Source organism: Thermodesulfovibrio hydrogeniphilus (assembly GCF_054657355.1).
Genome location: NZ_BAAHYW010000001.1, coordinates 1319927 through 1339053, shown reverse-complemented (window position 1 = coordinate 1339053; position 19127 = coordinate 1319927). Strand labels below are relative to the sequence as shown.

Below are 19127 nucleotides of genomic sequence, written 5' to 3'. Positions count from 1 at the left end.
ATGCCAAAGATTCTTGTGGTTGATGATAATGAGGACTCAAGGGAGCTCGTTAAGAAAATCCTAAAAAAACAAGGCTATGAAATAATAGAGGCTGTTGATGGAGAGGATGCCATTTCAAAGGCAGTTGCTTACAGACCTGACCTTATTCTTATGGATATCTCAATTCCAAAAATTGATGGTTATGAGGCTACGAGAAGATTAAAACAAAGAATTGATTTTAAGGATACTCCTATAATAGCTTTTACTGCCCATGCAATGAGGGGAGATCAAGAGAAAGCACTTGAGGCTGGTTGTGATGGTTATATATCAAAGCCTATAAATGTAAGAGAGTTTCCTGAACAAATAAAAATGTATCTGAAGGAAAAATGACAGAAAACAAACAGACTGTTTTAATCGTAGATGACAATATTGATACCGTAGAGCTTTTAAGAAAAAGACTTCGAGCAGAAGGTTACAACACAGAGGAAGCTTATGATGGAGAGGAAGCATTGAAAAAAGTTTATGAAATCATGCCAGATATAATCATTCTTGATGTTATGATGCCAAAGATGGATGGTTATGAAGTTTGCAGACGCCTTAAAACAGATGAAAAAACAAAGTTTATTCCAATAATAATGCTTACAGCAAAATCAGATGTGGAAAGCAGGGTAAAGGGTCTTGACATTGGAGCTGATGACTATGTACCTAAGCCCTTTGATTACAGAGAACTTTCTGCAAGAGTTCGTTCACTTATTACAAGAAAGGAGACTGCTGAAAGAGTTATTGAAGAAGAAAAAACAGAATCAGTAAGAAAACTAATAGACAGTCTTTCCCATGAAATAAGAAATCCAATTGTAAGTATTGCAGGATTCGCGAAAAAAGTATATGAGAGCCTACCACCGGGTGACCCAAATAAACCCTATCTTATGACAATTTTGCAGGAATCTGAAAGACTTGAAAAACTTTTGAGAGAAATAGTCAATCTAAAGATGATTGCGATTGGATTTCTTGAGAATGTCAATCCAAAAGATGCTATAGAGGAGGTATTAGAAGAATTTGAAAAAGAAATTGAGGAGAAGGCAATAGAGGTAGAGACAGAATTTAATGAGACACCAACTCTTTACATAGACAAAGAGCATCTAAAAATAGTACTTAGAAATATCATAAAAAATGCAATTGATGCAATGGAAAGGTCTGAAAAACGAATATTAAAGATTTCTCTTCAGAGTATCGGAAATGATGTGGAAATAAAAATTTCGGACACAGGCAAGGGCATTCCAAAGGAGATTTTAAAGAGAATATTTGATCCATTTTTTACTTCAAAAATATATGGTCCAGGCCTTGGACTTACAGTAGCTTTAACAATTGTGCAGTATTATAAGGGATTCATCTCTGTTGAAAGCGAGGTTGGCAGAGGAAGCACATTTGTAATAAGAATTCCATTAAGAGGAAAATAGACTAAATTTTCTCTATCCTGCAGTAAAATGTTCTACCTGAAGGAGTTGATGTAACTGGGTCTCTGTCAAAGTCATCAGTTAAAGAGTTAAGATTCCACTTATCACTGATTTCTCCCCAGCCCCAAGCGATTCTTATAACTCCTTTTGAAACAGCATCTGAAATTCTTGCCTTCATTTCTACATATCCATTTGGAGTAGAAATTCTGACAAAGTCTTCATTTTTTATGTTTAAAAGCTCTGCATCAGAGAGATGTATGTCAACATAAGGCTCTTTTTCAATTTTACGGAGTTCCTCAACATGCCTGAATTGGGTATGGGTATAGCAGTTTACCCTTTTTCCACTTATTCCTATAAAAGGATAATTTTCTCTTTGCTCTTCAAAGCTTAATAATTTCTTAGGGAATTCTTTCATAAATGGAATTGGTTCTATATTAGCTTTTGCAAGCCTTTCTGAGTACATTTCAACCTTTTTTGAAGGAGTGTTAAACCCTTCGGTTTCGTATTTTTTAAATCTTGGCTTTTCATACCAGATTCCATTTGGATTATTTTTAAGCTCATCTATTGTAATTCCTGTTGGCTCTAACTGATAGTTTAAAGCCTCTTCAGAAGAGTTCCAGGGAAAATATTCTTTCAAACCTAAAGCTTTTCCAATTTCAATGAGAATATCAATATCACCTTTGCTTTCTCCAAGAGGTTCAATTACCTTTTGCTGAAGCATGATAAAGCAATTTCTTACGTATGCCCTGTTTATTTGAGTTTTTTCAAAACAGCTTGCAGCAGGAAGTATTAGATGGGCGAATTCGCTGGTTTTGTTTTTAAACATATCAATCATCACAAGACAATCAAGCTTCTTTAGAGCTTCTCTTACCCTTTGGGAGCCCATCATTGTTACAGCAGGATTTCCAGATTGAACAAAGAGAAAACGCACAGGATAGGGTTTTTCATAAAGTATTGCATCAATTAGACAAGACTGCCCGTGAAGTCCCCATGTTGGATGAAATCTTTCAAAAAGTGGATAGTCCTTCATGACCGAAGGGACATGAGAGACTTTTTCTTTTAATTGAATGTTTCTCAGTGGTATTGGCTGAGGAATAAAGTCTCCGCCTTGAATGTCAAGATTTCCTGTCAATGCCCTTAGAATAGCAATTGCCCTTGTGGTTTGGAAAACATTTATATGCATATCTAAGCTGGTAAGGGCTCTCCACCCTTACCAGCAATAATGGGTTTGGAAAACATTTATATGCATATCTAAGCCATTTCCATCAATAATGCAGGCTGGTTTTGTTGTAGCATATATACGTGCTAATTTTTTAATCTTGTCCTCTGTAATTCCTGTTTTTTCAGTAATTTCAGAGGTGTTTAAGGATTTAACTGTTTTTTCAAGTGCTTCAAATCCAATACAGTGTTTTTCAACAAATTCTTTATCATAAAGCTTATTTTCTATTATTTCTTTGATTATTCCCAAAGCAAGTAATCCATCATGCCCGGGTTTTATCTGTATCCATAAATCAGCCATTTCAGCAAAGTATGTTTTGGTTGGGTCTATTACAATCAGGAAAGCACCTTTTTCTTTTGCATAAATTATAGCCTCTGCCATTGTCGGCAGTGTATTTCTGTCATTTTTCCCCCATACAATTATGCATTTTGAATCCTTCACCTGCGGAATAGTAATAGCTCCATATGTATATGTATGAGCCATATTCCTTGCAACAAAGCATACAGAGCCGTTTCCTATTGCATTTGGAGAGCCTATAGCGCTGAGCAACCTTACTGCATAATCCCATGGTGTTCCCCAATCCGCAGCCATTCCACGATACAAGGCAATGCTTTCGGAAGAGTATTTTTCTTTTATTTTTTCAATTTTTTCGGCAATAAAATCTAAAGCCTCCTGCCAATAGGACTCTTTAAAATCATCATTAAGATTTTTTCGTAAAAGAGGCTTAAGAACTCTATCTTTTGAGTAAACTATTTTGCTTGTATTTGAAAGTTTTGGGCATGGAATAACTTTTTCAAATGGTGTTATTCTTTTTGCAGATAGAAGCTTTCCGTCTGAAATTTCAACTTCAACTGGACAGCAAGCTGAACAAAGTCTGCACACAGTAATTTTTTTCATCTTTATATCTCCTATCTTACAGCCTTTACAAAAAGGCTTGTTATGAGTTCAGAGTGATTGCGATGATTTCTTATTTTCCAATAAACTGAACCTGTAGTAATAATTTTCCAAGTGGGATTTAGCAAATTTTTGTATCCTTCAAGTATTTTTAAAACATTTTCAATTCCGAATCCCTGAAACTCACCTTCTTCTTTTCCTCCAAGCCAATCATCAATTTTTGCCACATCCTCAGACCATGAATAGGGATCAGAAATAAGCATCTGTGCATCTCTTTTTTTAGCAACTCTGTTCATCTCCAAAAGATGCTTCATTGGTTTAGGAACTTTATCCAGAATATTTAAGGATGACACTATGCTAAAGTAATCTTTTCTAAAGGGCAAATTAAGGGCATCTGCAACAATAAAATCAACATTTTCTGTTTTGATGGTCTCTGGAATTTTTATCTCAACCTGTTTTGCAAGATTGCCTTCTTCAAAGAGAGGGAAAGTAAGCATTCTATTATTAATTAATTCTCTCGCAGTCTTTATAAAAGACATTGACAAATCAATTCCCACTGAAAATTCTGACTTTTGAGCTATTTCTATCGTAAATCTGCCAACTGCACAGCCAATATCAAGGCTTAGACCTTTATCAGGATTTATGAGTTCTGTCCATTTTTTATAAGCATCTATCCACTCACTGTCTCCAAGCCAGTCTCCAAAATGACTCCAAAGATATGAAGAGACAACTTTAATGTTTTCGTATTTGTTTGAAAGTGAGGGTATCCAGTTTGGATCAGGAGGCAATATTGCAATACCATCTTTGATTTTATATTCTGCGCCACAGTGGGTACATTTGAGAACTCCTTCTCGGATATCATCCTTTTCTGATTCAAAGATTTGAAGATTTAGAGGAATTTCATCTGGCAGGCAGATTGGACAGATAAGCAAATTTTTTAAAAATTCTCTCATGCTTTGTTATAAAATTATAACCCAAAGATAGCGATAGAAATCCAATAATTAATATTTATTTGAAAATTAAGTGTTTTTTTTTGCTATTCCGAGCATTCCTTCATTTTTTCGCCATTGCGAGCGAAGTGAAGCAATCTCTTTTCTCAAGCTATGGAGAGTGTTCTCCTTTTTGGAAGAAAATAAGGATAGATTGCTTCGGGTGTTGAGCCTGTCGCGAGCCAAAGGCAAGGCGACCACTCGCAATAACAATTAGAGAGAAACCTCTCAATGACGGAAAACAAGTCTATCGCGAGCTGAAGGCATGGCTACCTTTCACGATGAAACCCAAAAATAGCGATAGACACTCGTCACTGCGAGCCCCCCTGTTGCGAGCGATAGCGTGGCAATCTGGGGCGAAGCAGTCTCTAATTGGTGACTGGTGAATGGTGATTCGTGGATGGTGAACACCTCTCCGTAATTGCGAGGATACCCCTCTCCGTCATTGCGACTCCGAGCGAAGCGAGGAGGAAGCAATCTTGCCTTTTCCCCTTCAAAGAGATTGCTTCGTATCATTCGGATGCTCGCAATGACAACGAAAAATACTTAATTTTCAAATGGTTATACCAATTATTGGATTTCTATCTCTATTTTAGGGATGAAACTTTAGAATTGCATAATTTAGACTATTATTTTATCATTCTCTGCCTTAAAACCTCATAAAGCAAAATTGAAGAACTTATTGCAACATTAAGGCTTTCTGTTTTTCCTAAATGAGGAATTCTGCATGAGATATGAGGCAGTTGCCTAAGCTCAATTGATACTCCATGTTTTTCGCTTCCAAGCACAACTGCAACAGGCTTTTTTAAATCTACTTCAAAAGAAAGCTTTTCAGCATGCGGGTCTGAAATTAAAAGAACAAGATTATGTTTATTTAAAAATTGCTTAATCTCCTCTGTCTCTACTTTTAAAACAGGAATGAAAAATATACTTCCTGCAGAAGCTCTTAAAGTCTTCTGAGAAAAAGGATTGCATGTTCCCTTTGTTACAAATACTGCATTGCTTCCTAATGCCTCTGCAACTCTAATAATTGTTCCAAGATTTCCCGGATCCTGCACCTTGTCAGCAATTACAATAAGATTAGGCTTAATATGTGAAATATCATTCATGCTTTGAACTTTATATCTTACAACTGCAAAAATTCCCTGTGGTGTTACTGTATCTGCAATCTTTTTTGAAATTTTATCTGATATAAAAATGACTGAGATTCCTCTTTCATTAACTTCTTTAAAAATTTCCCTTTCTTTCTCAAAAAATTCTTTTGTAGTCAAAACTTTTTCAACACTTGAAAACTCAGATTGCAGAGCACATTCCAGCAAATTTAATCCTTCAATGAAAATATTTTCTGTTGGCTTTTCTTTGATTTTAATAATCTCTTTAATTAGAGAATTTTCTGGACTTTCAATGTATTTCATTAAGCTTTATAAATGCCTTTGGAAGGCTTTCAATGATGTCTCCTGCCACAAGTCCGTGATATCCCTTATCCCTTGAAGCTATATCTCCACTCAATCCATGAATATATACTCCTAAAACTGAAGCCTGAAAAACATTAAGTCTTTGTCCAATCAGGGATGCTATTATTCCTGTTAAGACATCTCCAGAGCCTCCTGTTGCCATTCCCGGATTTCCTGTTGTATTTAAGAATGCTCTTCCATCTGAAGAGGCAACAACTGTTGGAACTCCCTTAAGAACAACTACTGTGCCAAACTCCTTTGCAACAGACTGGGCAATTTCAATTCTTCTTCTCTCTATTTCTTTTACTGAAATCTTAATAAGCCTGCTAAGTTCTCCCGGATGAGGAGTGATAACTGTTTCAGGCTTTGCATTTTTAAGAATTTCAGGATTTCTGCTTAAAAGTGTTATTCCATCTGCATCAATAACAACAGGACATGGAGATTCAGTAAGTAAAAATTTAAGAATCTCCTCAGTATCATCATTTATTCCAACACCCGGACCAAATGCAACAACATCTGCCTTTTCATTTAAAAATTCTTTTATTTCTGGAATTGCTTGCTTTGACAAAGTTTGAATATTGCATGGAAGTGGAAGAAGCATCTCTTCAAGAACTTTGCTCTGAAAAACAACTTTAAGGCATGCAGGAACAGCAATTGTTACAAGGCCTGAACCTGCCCTTAGACAAGACTTTGCTGGCATCATTGCAGCACCAGTCTTTCCAACTGAACCAGCAATAACAAGAACATGCCCGTAAGTTCCTTTATGGGAGTAAGCAGGTCTTAAAGGAAGAAGTGAGCGCGCAAGTTTCTCATCAATAAGCTCTACTTTTATTTTTTCAGAATTTAAAAGCTCTTGCGGAAATCCAATATCTTCAACAAAAAGCCTTCCAACATAATCTCTTCCGGGAAAAAGCAAATGCCCTCTTTTTGGAAGTCCAAATGTAACTGTAAGAGTAGCCTTTACAGCAGTACCTAAAACCTCTCCTGTATCTGAAGAAATCCCGGATGGAATATCAACAGCAACAACAGTTCTTTTAAAAGAATTTAAAGTATTAACCAAATCAGCAATACTTCCTTCAAGCTCCCTTTTAAGTCCTGTTCCAAATATTGCATCAACAATTAAATCTGCATGGGAAATATCAGACTTACTTGGATAATCCTCAATGACTTCAACTCCAAAATTTTTTGCTATCCTAAGCTGAGTTTTGCAGTCCTCAGAAAGCTTATCTTCAGGAAAAAGCTGAAAAACCTTTATATCAATCTTTTCTTCATCAGTTGCTTTATTTTTAATTATTCTTGCAACAGCTACTCCATCGCCTCCATTGTTTCCGGGACCAGCCAAAACAATAACTCTTTTTCTCTCTCGTTCGGAATTGTCATTACAAGGGAACGAAGTACCCGTGGCAATCTCCGAAACAAGATTGCTTCGGCATCCTGCGGATGCCTCGCAATGACCAAATGGGTTCACCATATAGTCAATCTTTGGCTTAAGAATATGTTTAACCACTGCCAATGCAGCCCTTTCCATAAGAACATGCGAAGGAATTCCGTATTGATTAATAGTGAGACTGTCAATTTCAGCCATTTCAGATGATGTAACCACTTTCATAGATAAATTATAGCACAACTAAAAACTATGCTGCTTTAAGATAAAGTTTTTCTGCAAAATTTTCAATTTCTTTGGAAAGCTCATAAATTTTTTTCATTGAGGGGGTCATTAAACGTCATTTTGAAAGGTTATTATTTCTTTGTCTCGCGATAGACTCTACGGGAGACAATCCCTTTTCTTATTCGAAGGAAAAAGCGAGATTGCTTCAGAACTAAAGTTCTTCAAAATGGTTTGGTAATGATAGGCAATACTCTTTAATAACAAACAAAACCCCAACCCATATCCAAACTCTAAAATCTTAAATTCACTATGCACCAATCTCAAAGACTGCTTCGCCACATTGAGTGGCTCGCAGTGACAATATGGGTAATTGCAACGCTGTCGCTCACAACAGAAAGGCTCGTAGTGACGAGTATCTATTGCTCCTATTTTTCGAGTAAAAAATCTATTGCGGAATAGGTGGATTTTTTCATATAATTAAGCAGCGATTTTAAAAATATATAGAGAGGAGAAAACAAAATGAGCAGGTACGGCTTGTTTGTTGGGTTGGTGGTTTGTTTTGTGTTTCTTATTGGTGAAGCTACTATTCATGCTGAAGGGTTAGGTTCCAACGCTCGAATCCACAAAAAATTTGTTCTTTATCCGGGCAAAGGTAAAGATGACTATGTACTTTATGTTCCCTTTGAAGTTACTCGTCCCGGGATAATAAGTGTATATCATGAGATGACTTATGTGGATCCGAAGAAGCATTCTTCTTCGCCCCTTTTGATACTTGCCGATGAAAGAGTCTTTGAGAAATCTGACAAAGATGCATGGCAAAAGTTAAAGGAAAAAACAAGGGACCTCATAAGGTATGTACCTGTTATTGATGCACCTTTAACTGGTGGAGAATATTTTTTAAAGTCATTAAAAAGTCTTTTAGGACAGAAGGAAAAGCCTCCAGCATGGTATCATGGAAAAAGAGAGCTTCTTGAAAAATCTGACAGAATAAGGCATGTTGTTGATGATGAAGAAATCAGAAAAACAAACGGTAGATATGTCGTTATCTTAATAAATAACACATCAGGTGAATATCATGGCAATATTTTAATTTCCTTTCCCGGAGATGTCTGGGATGTTGATCCAGAACTTGAAGCGAAATATCCGAACAAGCCAGACCTTTCAATTGAAAGCATCTCACTTGATGATTACAACAGAGTGGTTGTTACTGTTGTAAATAAGGGACCTGGTTTGCTTGATAAGGTTCGTTACAGAATAGATGCTGAGAAGGTTATTCGTCTTAAGATTTTTGTTGATGGTAAAGAAGCTCTATCAGTTCCAATTGCAGAAGTGGATCCCAAATATGACCTTGTTTTCAAAGGGAAACCTGTAAAATATACAACCAACATTCAAATTTCAAGCCCTGCAAAAGTAATGGCAATCATTGATGCAGATGATATTGTTGCAGAAAATGACGAGAGAAATAACAAAAAGAGAGAGAATTTAACACCAAGAGATATATCTGAACAAGGCAAGCGTATTAAAAGAGGCTCAGGTGAATAAGTAGAGATTGACAGTCCTGATTGGTTTATACACAAAAATAGATATAGATTCGTTATTGCGAATAAAGCGAAGCAATCTCATTCATTATTGAAGATAAAAAGTGAGATTGCTTCGCAACTTTGTCCCTCGCAATGACGGGAGGGGATGATTCGCAAGCCTCCTGATGACGGACAGAGGTAGTCAATGCAAGCGATGCATTCTCGTTTGTTTATCTCAATAAGGAAAAGGATTACTCGTTTTTGTAAACTCTTTCAAGGATTTCTGCTCCTCCCCGTGCAAGTAGCTCTCTTGCAAGTTCAGCTCCAAGTCTTTGGGCTTCCTCTAAAATGGAATCATCGGGAAGGCTTTTATTAAGACTCATTAGCCTTTCACCCCTTATAATAGGAGTTTGTCCTTCTGGATCGCCTATTATTCCAGTTATTTTGAGTTCTGTATTTAAAATTCTTGCATGACATGCAAGGGGAACTTGGCATCCTCCTCCCATAACTCCAAGAAATGCTCTTTCAGCAAGAACGCAGAGAGCTGTTTCAAAATGATGAAGAGGTTTTATCAGTTCATTCAAGAAGTCATCATCTGCCCTTGTTTCAATTCCAATAGCTCCCTGTCCAATTGCAGGAATTATCGCATCTTCACTGAAGACTTCTGTAACTATTGATTCAAAACCCATTCTTTTAACTCCAGCCATTGCAAGCACTATTGCGTCATACTCCCCTTCTTTGAGTTTTCTTATTCTTGTATCAACATTGCCACGAAGAATCTTTATATTTAAATCTTCCCTTAAGGCTTTTAGCTGAACTGTTCTTCTAAGACTGCTTGTGCCAACTACTGCTTTTTGGGGAAGGTCTTTCAATCCTTTGCCATCTTGGCTTATAAAAGCGTCTCTGGGGTCTTCCCTTTTGCATATGGCTGATATTTTTAGTCCATGAGGTATTTCTGTGGGCATATCTTTCATGCTGTGCACAGCCAAGTCAACTTTTTTTGAAAGCAATGCCTCTTCTATTTCTTTTACAAACAATCCCTTACCACCAACCTTTGCCAGCGGTGCATCAAGGATTTTGTCTCCTGTTGTTTTAATTTTCTCTATATCAACCTGCAAGTCTGGATAAAAGCTTTCAAGCTTTTCTTTAACCCAATTAGCCTGCCATAGGGCAAGTTTACTTCCCCGAGTGCCTATGACTATTCTACTCCTCTTCACTGTCAATTCCAAATAACCTCCTTGTGGCAAATATTAATAATTCTTTGTTTTCGCAATTATTTTTGAGTGCAATCGTTGGATAGTGCATGATTTTGTTAACTATACTTTGCGTAAGATAATCAACGGAGCTCAAAAGCTCAGGTGGTAAATCTTTAAATTTAGCCCTAAATTTTTCAATCTCCTCCTGTCTTATCTGTTCAGCTTTGTTTCTTATTGAGACTATAACAGGCACGCTTTCAAGGGAGTTAAGCCACTGGAAAAATTTCTCAACCTCCTCCTCTATTATATTTAAAGCCTTCTGAGCTTCCTTTTTTCTTTCAAGAAGGTTTGAATCAACAACATCTTGAAGGTCATCAATGTTATAAAGGTAAACATTGTCAAGTTCATTGCAAGATGGCTCTATATTTCTCGGCACTGATATGTCAATGAGAAAAATAGGCTTGTGTTTTCTTAGTGCCATTACCTCTTTCATCAGCTTCTCAGTTATCACATAATGGGGAGCACCAGTTGAGCAGATGACAATATCTGATTTTGCAAGATGTTCTTTTAATTTTTCAAACTGGACTGCCTCTCCATTGAATTCTTTAGCAAGCTCTAAAGCCCTTTCAAAAGTTCTATTAGCAATAAAAACAGATTTTATTCCGCTTCCTATTAGATGCCTTAAAGCAAGCTCAGCCATCTCTCCAGCACCAACCAAAAGTATGGACTTTTTGGAGAGATCATCAAAAACCTTCTTAATAAGACCTACAGCAGCGTAACTTACAGAAACAGGATTTTCTCCTATACGAGTCTCATTTCTTACTCTTTTAGCTGTAAAAAATGCTCTTTTCATTAGATGATTGAGAATTAGGGATGTAGCTCTCTCAGAAAGAGCAGTCTCAAAGGCATCCTTTACTTGACCAGTTATCTGAGGCTCTCCGACAATCATAGAGTCTAAGCTTGAGGCAACTTTAAAAAGATGCTCAACTGCTTCTTTGTCCTTATAAATATACAAATATTTTTCAAAGACTTCTCTGTCAATGTTGTGGAATTCAGATATGAAATTTTTTATTGTCTCCTCTGAAGAGCTCTCTTTATTGTCATTATAGGCATATATTTCTACTCTGTTGCAAGTTGACAGTATAACAGCCTCTTTTAATCCTTTCTCATGAGTGAGCTTTTTCAGAGCTTTTTTTACTGCGTCCGCTGAATTGAATGCAAGTTTCTCCCTTATTTCAACAGGAGCTGTTTTATGGTTTAATCCGATAACTATAATACTCATACTCTTTTGTGAAAACTTTCAATAAGTAGATTTATTCCAAAAAAGCCTATTAATACGAGGACAAAGGCAAATATTGTTAGATAGGCTGCCTTTTTCTTTTTCCAGTCACCCTTGACTCTTAAATAAAATATTGCGAGATAAACACACCATGTAAGAAAGCTCCATATTTCCTTTGGATCAAAAAGAAAGCCAAGCAGTCTAAGATATTTAATTAATCCAACAATTAGAGCAATTGTATAAATAGGAAATCCCCAGAAAACCAAGTGATAATTAATCTTATCCAAAACCTCAAGACTTGGAAGAACTCCAGTAAGTCCTTTAAATTTTTTCGCCTTTATTGCCTTTTCCTGTATTAGATATAGAATACTGAAGACAAAAGCAAGACTAAAAAGAGCAACGCCAAAAACAGCCATCAGAGCATGAATGTCTATCCATATGCTTTTTAAATTTGGGTCTATAGTTGGAAAGTTTCGCGGGAAAAAGGCACTTATAAACATAAAGGCGAATGAGATTATTAGAGAGAAACTTATTACAGAGGCTCTATAGATGAAGCTTATGCCTATCGTAGCTAATATCATACTCCAAGAGAAGAAAGAAGTAGCCTCATGCATTGAAAAAACCGGCGCTTGTCCTGATTTTATGTATCTTATTAACAAATAAATTGTATGGAGAGTAAAACCAGCGAGGGTGGTGTAAAAAATAGCCCTTTCCAAGTCATTCTTTTTTCTAAGAATTCCTGCAATACTTAGAAGAAAGGCTGCAAAATAAAAAGTTAGAGCAAGCTCAAAAAAAACTGTTCCCATTAGAAACAACCAAGCTCACATTTACGAATTTTTATTTTAAGCTCATTTGCAACTCTACCAACTTCAATGTATTCAACATTTAATTCCTCAGCAATCTTTCTTGCTTCAGCACATGTAATTTTTCCATCATTGCTTCTTTCTCGAAGAAGCTTTTCAATAATCTTTTTTGGCTCAATTTTTTCAATCTCTGCCATCACTTCCTCCATAGAATAATTTTCTCCTATGATTAAATCAGCTCTCTCAAAAATAGCTTGTCCTGAGGGCTTCATTTGTTCATTGAGACTTCCTTTAAGAAATATTATAACATCAGTTTGCATTTCTCTTACCAGAGAATTTCCTTCAATGATTAAAATCGTTTGCTTATCTTTAGGTATAATTCTATTAAATTGTTCGTATAGCTGATAACAAATCTCGGGCAAATCATCTTCATTAGCCTTTACCCAAAACACATAATCCGCACCAGCCTTTTTCATCCTTGCTGTATCCTTGCCTTCTTTTTCTAAGAGAGTATCTTCGGTAATAATTGAAGAATAAAGACTGCTTTTGGAATATTTTACAGCGACAACAAAAGAATCTTTTGTTTGCTTGATATGTTTTATAAGACTTTCTATGAAAGTAGTCTTACCGGCATTACTTTTTCCTGCTCCAACTCCAATTGATAGTAACCTTTTCATCGCAAATTGAACACTATAATATTTGCTCCCATAAAGTCAAGTTTTAAAGTAAACCCAAAAATAGAGATAGAAAACTGACAGTTTTATTTTGACCCTTTTCAGGACAATTTTTTATTAAAATTATCCTCTATGTCCTCCTATTTCTTCCCTTTCGTAATAATTTTCCCTATTTTTTTCTCTCTTTTTTATAATTTTCACCTATTAATTAACCTCAAACTTGCCTTTTTAGACAATATTCACCCGTGTTTGTTTTTTATTGCTCTATTTTTTTATCATTTTATCTTGCAAATACTCTTCTTATACAAATGCCATTATTTTTTTTCTTATATGAAGTAGAAGATTAAATTTCTCAACTGTGGTTGATACATGAAGCCATAGCCTTCTGCCATGTTTTACCATTTTCCCTGCTATCTCTATAAAAAACCACCTTATTGTGCTTATAGTCTTGTTCTTATACTCTTGCGGTAAAATAAGCTCCCTCTTCAAAACAAAAACATTATATGCAAGCACTCCAAGACAAAACCACATCGCATTTCCCCCAAATTCTCCGCTGGGTAAACTCTCCATCCCTATCCCGTTCTTTAATTCCTTAATGATATTCTCCATCTGCCCCCGCTTGTTATACTCCCATACAACTTCTTCTGCTGAACTTTCTCTGTCAGTTGCTATCACATGGTAACAATAAGGCTCGCTATCAAATAAATCTATCTACTCTTTCTTCCACCTCTGCACAACCAGCCTGAATGCCTCTGTGCCCTTCATAACATGCACTGTCTCCCCTATCTGTCTGTTTGTAAGTATCCCTTCCTCTGTCCTCAATTCTCTCCAATGCTTTATTCTCTTTATAGCATCCATCACTGCCCCTGTCTTATCTGCTACTATACTGAATGTTGTGCCTTTGCTTCTGAGAAAATTTATTACTTCTGCTGTGTAAAACTCACTGTCAAGACAGGCATGCTTTATCCTTTTTCCTTCAGGCAACAGTTCATATGCATGTGAAAGTGCTTGAAGTGGAACTCCCGCTACATTCCCATGCCTAAACTCATGATAAACGATAATGGGCAACTCCTTAAATGCGGTAACTATAGGTTTGTACCCCTTCACCCCTTTATAGGTCATCTTTGCATCATACTTTTCAGTCTCTATTATTGTAGGGTCTGACCAAAGAGTATATTCTTTCGCTTCATGTATTTGCAATGCTTTCCTGTTTGCTTCATCTATAACTGTTTTCAATTTAACTATGCCTTCGCCATTGCCACTTCTTCTTATCCAGTCACCTACTGCAGAGCTTGATGGGACTTTTCCCATGCCAGTGCTCTCCCTTAAAGCTTTATCTTCAGCAATTTCTCTTAAATCATCTATGTGTCTTCCTCCTGCAAGTAACATAAGAACGATGGGATGAATATATTGCCAAGCATCATATCCTCTGTTTGAACCCGGAGATGGCATTATCCTCTGAATAAGCTTTTTAACTCCAAAAGCCAACATGAATTCTGTAAAAAGAGTAGCTCCTGCATGGGGAGTTAACTTTTCATCTGTTCTTTTAAACTTGAAATTAAGCAGAGTTTGTTTTATCATATCTTAAGCTCCTTGTGTATAATAGTTCACCCAATGGGTGATTTTGTTGTTTCCATATAAACTATTATACACAAAGGAGCCTCTCTATTTTAGTAGATTTCTATTTCTATTTTAGGGCCAATCTCAAAAATAGCGATAGAAATCCAATAATTGGTATAACCATTTGAAAATTTATATTTTTTGCTGTCATTGCGAGCCTCCGAAGGATGCGAAGCAATCTCTTTTCTCTATCAGATAGAAAAAGGCGAGATTGCTTCGTTTCGCTCGCAATGACTGAAAAAGGGCTATGACGGAAAGGATAATCATTGCACATATTCTCAAAACTGTTGCAGGGCTGGCTCACGATGAAAGTTTTATAAAAACAGCTCAATTTAGACTTTCATTCTTTTGCCAACAAGATATGCCTGTCCTAATGATATACAGGCGTCATTGCAGGGAGAATTTTGGTGGATTAATGGAATGAAGCCTTCTTTTTTTAAGATTTTCGTTGTTTCTCTGAGGATATAAGTATTTTGAAAAACTCCTCCGCTTAGCCCAACCTCTTTAACTCCATACTTTTCTTGAATTGCCTTCATGGTGCAGAAAATAATTTTCACTATTGAATTGTGAAACTTCCACGCAATTTCAGATATACTCTTTTCTGATAGATAATCTTCAACAATTTCTCGTACAAGCGGTCTGTAATCAATTAGTAATTCATTATCATCCTGTTTGATAACCATGTTATAGCTGTTTTTACTTGAAAATTCAGCATTTGAAGGAATCAGGTTTTCCAGTGCTATTGCTGCCTCAGCTTCAAAGGTGTTGAAATGGCAAACTCCTATGATTGAGGATATCCCATCAAAAAGTCTTCCTATTCCGCAGGATAACGGGCTGAATTGGTTTATTTTTTTGATTTTTAAAATCTGTTTGATTTTATTTTCATCAACCATTTCAGCAAAATGTAGTTTTCTAATTAATTCATATTCTTCACCAAATGTCTCATCAAATAGTGAAAGGGCTATTCTCCAAATTTCTTTTATTGCACCCTCTCCGCCCGGCAGAGGAATGTAATCCATGTGGGCAAGTCTTTTGAAGTTTTCAATGTTGCAGTGTAAAAATTCACTTCCCCAAATTTTTCCATCAATTCCATATCCTGTTCCATCAAAGGCAACTCCAAAAAGTTCCTCCAATCCGTGTTCAGCCATTACTGAGGCAATGTGACTGTAGTGATGCTGAATTGGAAAACGTGGGAGATTGTATTTTTCTGCATAGTTTAGAGCTAAATTTGTTGAATAGTATCCAGGATGAAGGTCATGTCCGATGGCAATTGGTTTAACCCTGTATACGGATTTAAGATTTTGTAGTACTTCTTCAAAAAAGTTTAATGTTTCAAGATTTTCCATATCTCCTATGTGCTGACTCGTTATTGCATAGTTTGACTTTGTCAGCGTAAATGTATTCTTAAGGTCAGCTCCAAATCCAATAACCTCTGGAAGCTCCTCTTTGAGCGGAATTGCTTTGGGAACAAAGCCCCTTGCCCTTCGGATAAAATAAATATTCCCTTCAAATTCCTTTACTACAGAATCATCTACTCTCATGAAAATCTCTCTGTTGTGGACAAGAAAAGCATCTGCAACATTTTTAAGTTTTTCAAACGTCTCCTCATTTTTGGTTATTATAGGCTCTTCAGAAATGTTTCCACTTGTCATGACAAGGGCTTCAAAATGGGAGGTTAATCTTTTGGATTGGTAATTTTCTGTTTTGTAATCTGTAGGATAATAGAAAAGAAGATAATGAAGTGGAGTATAGGGAAGCATAAATCCGATATAAGGATTTTTAGGAGATACTCCTTCAGGAAGTTCACAATCGGGCTTTTTTCTTAAGAGTAAAATTGGACGCTCTTTTGATTGAATTATTTCCTTTTCAGCTTCAGAGACAAAGCAAAATTTCTCTATTTCCTTCAATGATGGAGACATAAGTGCAAAGGGTTTGTTGCTTCTTCTTTTTCTTTTTCTTAATTCATTTAAAGCCTTTTCATTTTTTGCATCACAGCAGAGATGAAATCCACCAAGCCCTCTTATTGCCAATATTTTTCCCTGTTTTATCATTTCTATTGCTTGAGGAATAGGATTTTGAATTTCAACAAGGCTGTCGCCTTCTTTTATAAAAAGCTTTACCTGAGGACCACATACAGGACAAGCATTTGGCTGGGCATGAAATCTTCTGTTTGATGGATCTTGGTATTCTTTCAGACATTCTGGGCACATCTGAAAAACTGACATTGTAGTGTTTGGTCTGTCATAGGGAATTTTGTAAGTGATTGTGTATCTTGGACCACAGTTTGTGCAGTTTATGAAAGGATAAAGGTATCTTCTATCATTGGGAGTAAAAAGTTCTCTTAAACAATCATCACAAATTGATACATCCTCTGAGATATGAGTGAATCCTGCCTCATCAATGCTTTCTATGATTTGAAAGTCCTTATCTCCATTTAAGGGAATTTCAATTTTTTCAATAGAATAAATTTTTGCAAGAGGAGGATGTTCGTTTTTAAGGCTGTTAAAAAAATCATCTGTCCTTTGACCTTCTACCTCAATAGTGACACCTTTTGCAGTATTAGTAACGAATCCAGTTAAATGAAGATTTTTGGCAAGATTATATACAAATGGGCGGAATCCAACGCCTTGAACAACTCCTTTTACTTCAATGCGAATTCGTTTCATTAATTTAGAATAACATTAATTCTCTTACTGGTGAAAAACTCTTTCTGTGGATTTCGCAGGGACCGTATTTTTGTAATGCATCTATGTGTTGTTGTGTTGCGTATCCCTTGTGTTTGTCAAATCCATAATTGGGATATATTTTATGATATTGTTTCATTATCCTGTCTCGTGTGACTTTTGCGATGATGCTTGCAGCAGCAATGGAAGCACTCTTTTGGTCACCTTTAATTATAGATTTTTGATTGACTTTCAAATCAGGCAAGTATAGGGCATCCAAAAGAAGCAGTTCCACATCTTTTTTAAGGCTATTCAATAAATCATTGAAAGCTTCTTTCATTGCGAGGCGAGTTGCTTCAAGAATATTGAATTTTTCAATTAAATCAACATCAATTATGCCAATTCCAACAAAGGAATGCTCAAGTATTTTTTCAAAAAATTTTTCCCTTTGCTCTGCAGTGAGCTGTTTTGAGTCATTTATGCCTTCAATAAAAACATTATCTTTAAAGCATACACATGCTGCAACAACAGGTCCAGCAATACAGCCTCTTCCTGCTTCGTCTGCTCCAGCAATTATATTAAAACCTTGAGCCCGAAAAGATTCATCAAAGGCAAAAAGGCTCATGCCTTGTTATATTCAGTTTTTTCTTTAACCTTTGCCTCTTTACCTTTCTTTGTTCTGAGATAGTAAAGTTTTGCTCTTCTTACATCTCCTCTTCTTACTACCTCAATTTTGTCAATGATTGGACTGTGAAGAGGAAATACTCTTTCTACGCCAACGCCGAAGGAGATTTTTCTTACTGTGAAGGTCTCCCTTAAACCACCTCCTCTGCGAGCAATAACAACACCCTCAAATATCTGAATTCTTTCCTTGTCTCCTTCTTTTACTTTTACATGAACTTTTACAGTGTCTCCAGGATTAAAATTAGGAATATCTGCCTTTTTATATCTCTCTTCTATTGACCTAATGATTAACTGATTCATCTGTACCCTCCAAAAGTTTAGTATTTATTTCCGAGCAAAGCTCTTTTAAAATTTCTAAATCCTCAGGCGATAAATTTTTCAATAAATCAGGTCTTTTCTGTAATGTGTTTTTTAATGCTTCTTTTTTTCTCCAGTAAGCAATTTTTTTATGATTTCCTTTTATAAGAACTTCTGGAACTTTCATTCCTTCAAAATTCTCTGGCCTTGTATAGTGAGGATAATCTAATATCCCAGCCATAAAAGAATCTTCCACAGCTGACAACTCATCTCCCAAAGCTCCCGGAATCAATCTCACAATAGTATCTATTATAACCAAAGAAGCCAATTCTCCACCACTTAAAACATAATCGCCAACTGAGATTTCTTCATCAATAAAAGCCTTAATTCTGTTATCAATGCCTTCGTATCGTCCACAAATTAAGACCATAGGAGTTTTAGCATTAACAAATTCACGGGCAACATTTTGTGTAAATCTTCTTCCCTGTGGTGAGAGCAAAATAATTTTTTTTGATATGCCATCTTGCCTGATATGTTTGATTGCATTGTAAAACGGTTCTATTTGCATAACCATTCCTACTCCACCACCATAGGGATAATCATCAACTTTCTTATGCTTATCATTTGAAAAATCTCTCAAATTGTAAATTTTAACCTCAGCAAGTTTTCTTTTAATAGCTCTTCCCACAATTCCATACTTTACATAACATTCAATTACTTCTGGGAATATGGTTAAAACTTCAAATTTCATAAAAAGAAAAGGGCGTGACTCTCACGCCCTTTATTTAACTAA

General features: G+C 36.1%; 18 protein-coding genes. 3 read left to right on the top strand and 15 right to left on the bottom strand.

Annotated features, from left to right (window positions below; translation table 11 throughout):
* Entirely contained in the window at positions 1 to 369 is a 369-nt protein-coding gene (locus ACYQ3P_RS06755; RefSeq protein WP_460177174.1) for a response regulator, read from the top strand.
* The gene (locus tag ACYQ3P_RS06750) at positions 366 to 1436 is read left to right on the top strand and encodes a response regulator (RefSeq protein WP_460177173.1); all 1071 of its coding nucleotides are present in this window, start codon (positions 366 to 368) and stop codon (positions 1434 to 1436) included. The genes ACYQ3P_RS06755 and ACYQ3P_RS06750 overlap by 4 nt, the downstream gene beginning before the upstream one ends.
* A 1-nt stretch (position 1437) precedes the next feature.
* Here ACYQ3P_RS06750 and ACYQ3P_RS06745 read toward each other — a convergent pair whose 3' ends face one another.
* The 5 genes from ACYQ3P_RS06745 to ACYQ3P_RS06725 form a co-directional block, all read right to left on the bottom strand.
* The gene (locus ACYQ3P_RS06745; protein ID WP_460177172.1) at positions 1438 to 2616 is read right to left on the bottom strand and encodes a molybdopterin-containing oxidoreductase family protein; all 1179 of its coding nucleotides are present in this window, start codon (positions 2614 to 2616) and stop codon (positions 1438 to 1440) included.
* Between the two features lie 27 nt (positions 2617 to 2643).
* Positions 2644 to 3549 (bottom strand): molybdopterin-containing oxidoreductase family protein, encoded by a 906-nt coding sequence (locus ACYQ3P_RS06740; RefSeq protein WP_460177171.1) that lies wholly within the window; start codon positions 3547 to 3549, stop codon positions 2644 to 2646.
* 11 nt (positions 3550 to 3560) lie between these two features.
* Positions 3561 to 4499 (bottom strand): class I SAM-dependent methyltransferase, encoded by a 939-nt coding sequence (locus tag ACYQ3P_RS06735; RefSeq protein ID WP_460177170.1) that lies wholly within the window; start codon positions 4497 to 4499, stop codon positions 3561 to 3563.
* 665 nt (positions 4500 to 5164) lie between these two features.
* Positions 5165 to 5950: a TrmH family RNA methyltransferase gene (locus ACYQ3P_RS06730; protein WP_460177169.1), complete on the bottom strand. Its 786-nt coding sequence runs from the start codon at positions 5948 to 5950 to the stop codon at positions 5165 to 5167.
* Entirely contained in the window at positions 5937 to 7598 is a 1662-nt protein-coding gene (locus ACYQ3P_RS06725; protein WP_460177168.1) for an NAD(P)H-hydrate dehydratase, read from the bottom strand. The genes ACYQ3P_RS06730 and ACYQ3P_RS06725 overlap by 14 nt, the downstream gene beginning before the upstream one ends.
* Positions 7599 to 8117: 519 nt before the next feature.
* Between ACYQ3P_RS06725 and ACYQ3P_RS06720 the strand changes: the two genes are divergently transcribed.
* A complete protein-coding gene (locus tag ACYQ3P_RS06720; protein ID WP_460177167.1) occupies positions 8118 to 9140 on the top strand; it encodes a hypothetical protein in 1023 nt (340 codons plus the stop codon).
* A gap of 229 nt (positions 9141 to 9369) precedes the next feature.
* Here the strand turns inward: ACYQ3P_RS06720 and hemC are convergent, their stop codons facing one another.
* The 10 genes from hemC to trmD form a co-directional block, all read right to left on the bottom strand.
* The gene (gene hemC, locus ACYQ3P_RS06715) at positions 9370 to 10335 is read right to left on the bottom strand and encodes a hydroxymethylbilane synthase (RefSeq protein WP_460178053.1); all 966 of its coding nucleotides are present in this window, start codon (positions 10333 to 10335) and stop codon (positions 9370 to 9372) included.
* Positions 10322 to 11596, bottom strand: coding sequence for a glutamyl-tRNA reductase (gene hemA / locus ACYQ3P_RS06710; RefSeq protein WP_460177166.1), 1275 nt, complete (start codon positions 11594 to 11596; stop codon positions 10322 to 10324). Before hemA ends, hemC begins: the two co-directional genes overlap by 14 nt.
* Positions 11593 to 12399 (bottom strand): cytochrome C assembly family protein, encoded by an 807-nt coding sequence (locus ACYQ3P_RS06705; RefSeq protein WP_460177165.1) that lies wholly within the window; start codon positions 12397 to 12399, stop codon positions 11593 to 11595. The genes hemA and ACYQ3P_RS06705 overlap by 4 nt, the downstream gene beginning before the upstream one ends.
* On the bottom strand, positions 12399 to 13073 hold the full coding sequence (locus tag ACYQ3P_RS06700; RefSeq protein WP_460177164.1) for a molybdopterin-guanine dinucleotide biosynthesis protein MobB: 675 nt from the start codon (positions 13071 to 13073) through the stop codon (positions 12399 to 12401). The genes ACYQ3P_RS06705 and ACYQ3P_RS06700 overlap by 1 nt, the downstream gene beginning before the upstream one ends.
* A gap of 297 nt (positions 13074 to 13370) precedes the next feature.
* Complete coding sequence (locus ACYQ3P_RS06695; protein ID WP_460176031.1) at positions 13371 to 13745, bottom strand: transposase; 375 nt, start codon at positions 13743 to 13745, stop codon at positions 13371 to 13373.
* A gap of 36 nt (positions 13746 to 13781) precedes the next feature.
* Entirely contained in the window at positions 13782 to 14651 is an 870-nt protein-coding gene (locus ACYQ3P_RS06690; protein WP_460177163.1) for a transposase family protein, read from the bottom strand.
* 371 nt (positions 14652 to 15022) lie between these two features.
* Positions 15023 to 17356: a carbamoyltransferase HypF gene (gene hypF, locus ACYQ3P_RS06685; protein ID WP_460177162.1), complete on the bottom strand. Its 2334-nt coding sequence runs from the start codon at positions 17354 to 17356 to the stop codon at positions 15023 to 15025.
* A 4-nt stretch (positions 17357 to 17360) separates the two neighbouring features.
* Entirely contained in the window at positions 17361 to 17978 is a 618-nt protein-coding gene (gene rnhB, locus ACYQ3P_RS06680) for a ribonuclease HII (protein WP_460177161.1), read from the bottom strand.
* Entirely contained in the window at positions 17975 to 18337 is a 363-nt protein-coding gene (rplS, locus tag ACYQ3P_RS06675) for a 50S ribosomal protein L19 (protein ID WP_460177160.1), read from the bottom strand. The genes rnhB and rplS overlap by 4 nt, the downstream gene beginning before the upstream one ends.
* Entirely contained in the window at positions 18318 to 19085 is a 768-nt protein-coding gene (trmD, locus tag ACYQ3P_RS06670) for a tRNA (guanosine(37)-N1)-methyltransferase TrmD (RefSeq protein ID WP_460177159.1), read from the bottom strand. Before trmD ends, rplS begins: the two co-directional genes overlap by 20 nt.
* Between the last annotated feature and the right edge of the window lie 42 nt (positions 19086 to 19127).

Bases quoted from the DNA above. Each gene is read 5' to 3' on its own strand.
- ACYQ3P_RS06755 (WP_460177174.1), top strand. From the start codon at position 1: ATGCCAAAGATTCTTGTGGTTGATGATAATGAGGACTCAAGGGAGCTC.
- ACYQ3P_RS06750 (WP_460177173.1), top strand. From the start codon at position 366: ATGACAGAAAACAAACAGACTGTTTTAATCGTAGATGACAATATTGAT.
- ACYQ3P_RS06745 (WP_460177172.1), bottom strand. From the start codon at position 2,616: ATGCATATAAATGTTTTCCAAACCACAAGGGCAATTGCTATTCTAAGG.
- ACYQ3P_RS06740 (WP_460177171.1), bottom strand. From the start codon at position 3,549: ATGAAAAAAATTACTGTGTGCAGACTTTGTTCAGCTTGCTGTCCAGTT.
- ACYQ3P_RS06735 (WP_460177170.1), bottom strand. From the start codon at position 4,499: ATGAGAGAATTTTTAAAAAATTTGCTTATCTGTCCAATCTGCCTGCCA.
- ACYQ3P_RS06730 (WP_460177169.1), bottom strand. From the start codon at position 5,950: ATGAAATACATTGAAAGTCCAGAAAATTCTCTAATTAAAGAGATTATT.
- ACYQ3P_RS06725 (WP_460177168.1), bottom strand. From the start codon at position 7,598: ATGAAAGTGGTTACATCATCTGAAATGGCTGAAATTGACAGTCTCACT.
- ACYQ3P_RS06720 (WP_460177167.1), top strand. From the start codon at position 8,118: ATGAGCAGGTACGGCTTGTTTGTTGGGTTGGTGGTTTGTTTTGTGTTT.
- hemA (WP_460177166.1), bottom strand. From the start codon at position 11,596: ATGAGTATTATAGTTATCGGATTAAACCATAAAACAGCTCCTGTTGAA.
- ACYQ3P_RS06705 (WP_460177165.1), bottom strand. From the start codon at position 12,399: ATGGGAACAGTTTTTTTTGAGCTTGCTCTAACTTTTTATTTTGCAGCC.
- ACYQ3P_RS06700 (WP_460177164.1), bottom strand. From the start codon at position 13,073: ATGAAAAGGTTACTATCAATTGGAGTTGGAGCAGGAAAAAGTAATGCC.
- ACYQ3P_RS06690 (WP_460177163.1), bottom strand. From the start codon at position 14,651: ATGATAAAACAAACTCTGCTTAATTTCAAGTTTAAAAGAACAGATGAA.
- hypF (WP_460177162.1), bottom strand. From the start codon at position 17,356: ATGAAACGAATTCGCATTGAAGTAAAAGGAGTTGTTCAAGGCGTTGGA.
- rnhB (WP_460177161.1), bottom strand. From the start codon at position 17,978: ATGAGCCTTTTTGCCTTTGATGAATCTTTTCGGGCTCAAGGTTTTAAT.
- rplS (WP_460177160.1), bottom strand. From the start codon at position 18,337: ATGAATCAGTTAATCATTAGGTCAATAGAAGAGAGATATAAAAAGGCA.
- trmD (WP_460177159.1), bottom strand. From the start codon at position 19,085: ATGAAATTTGAAGTTTTAACCATATTCCCAGAAGTAATTGAATGTTAT.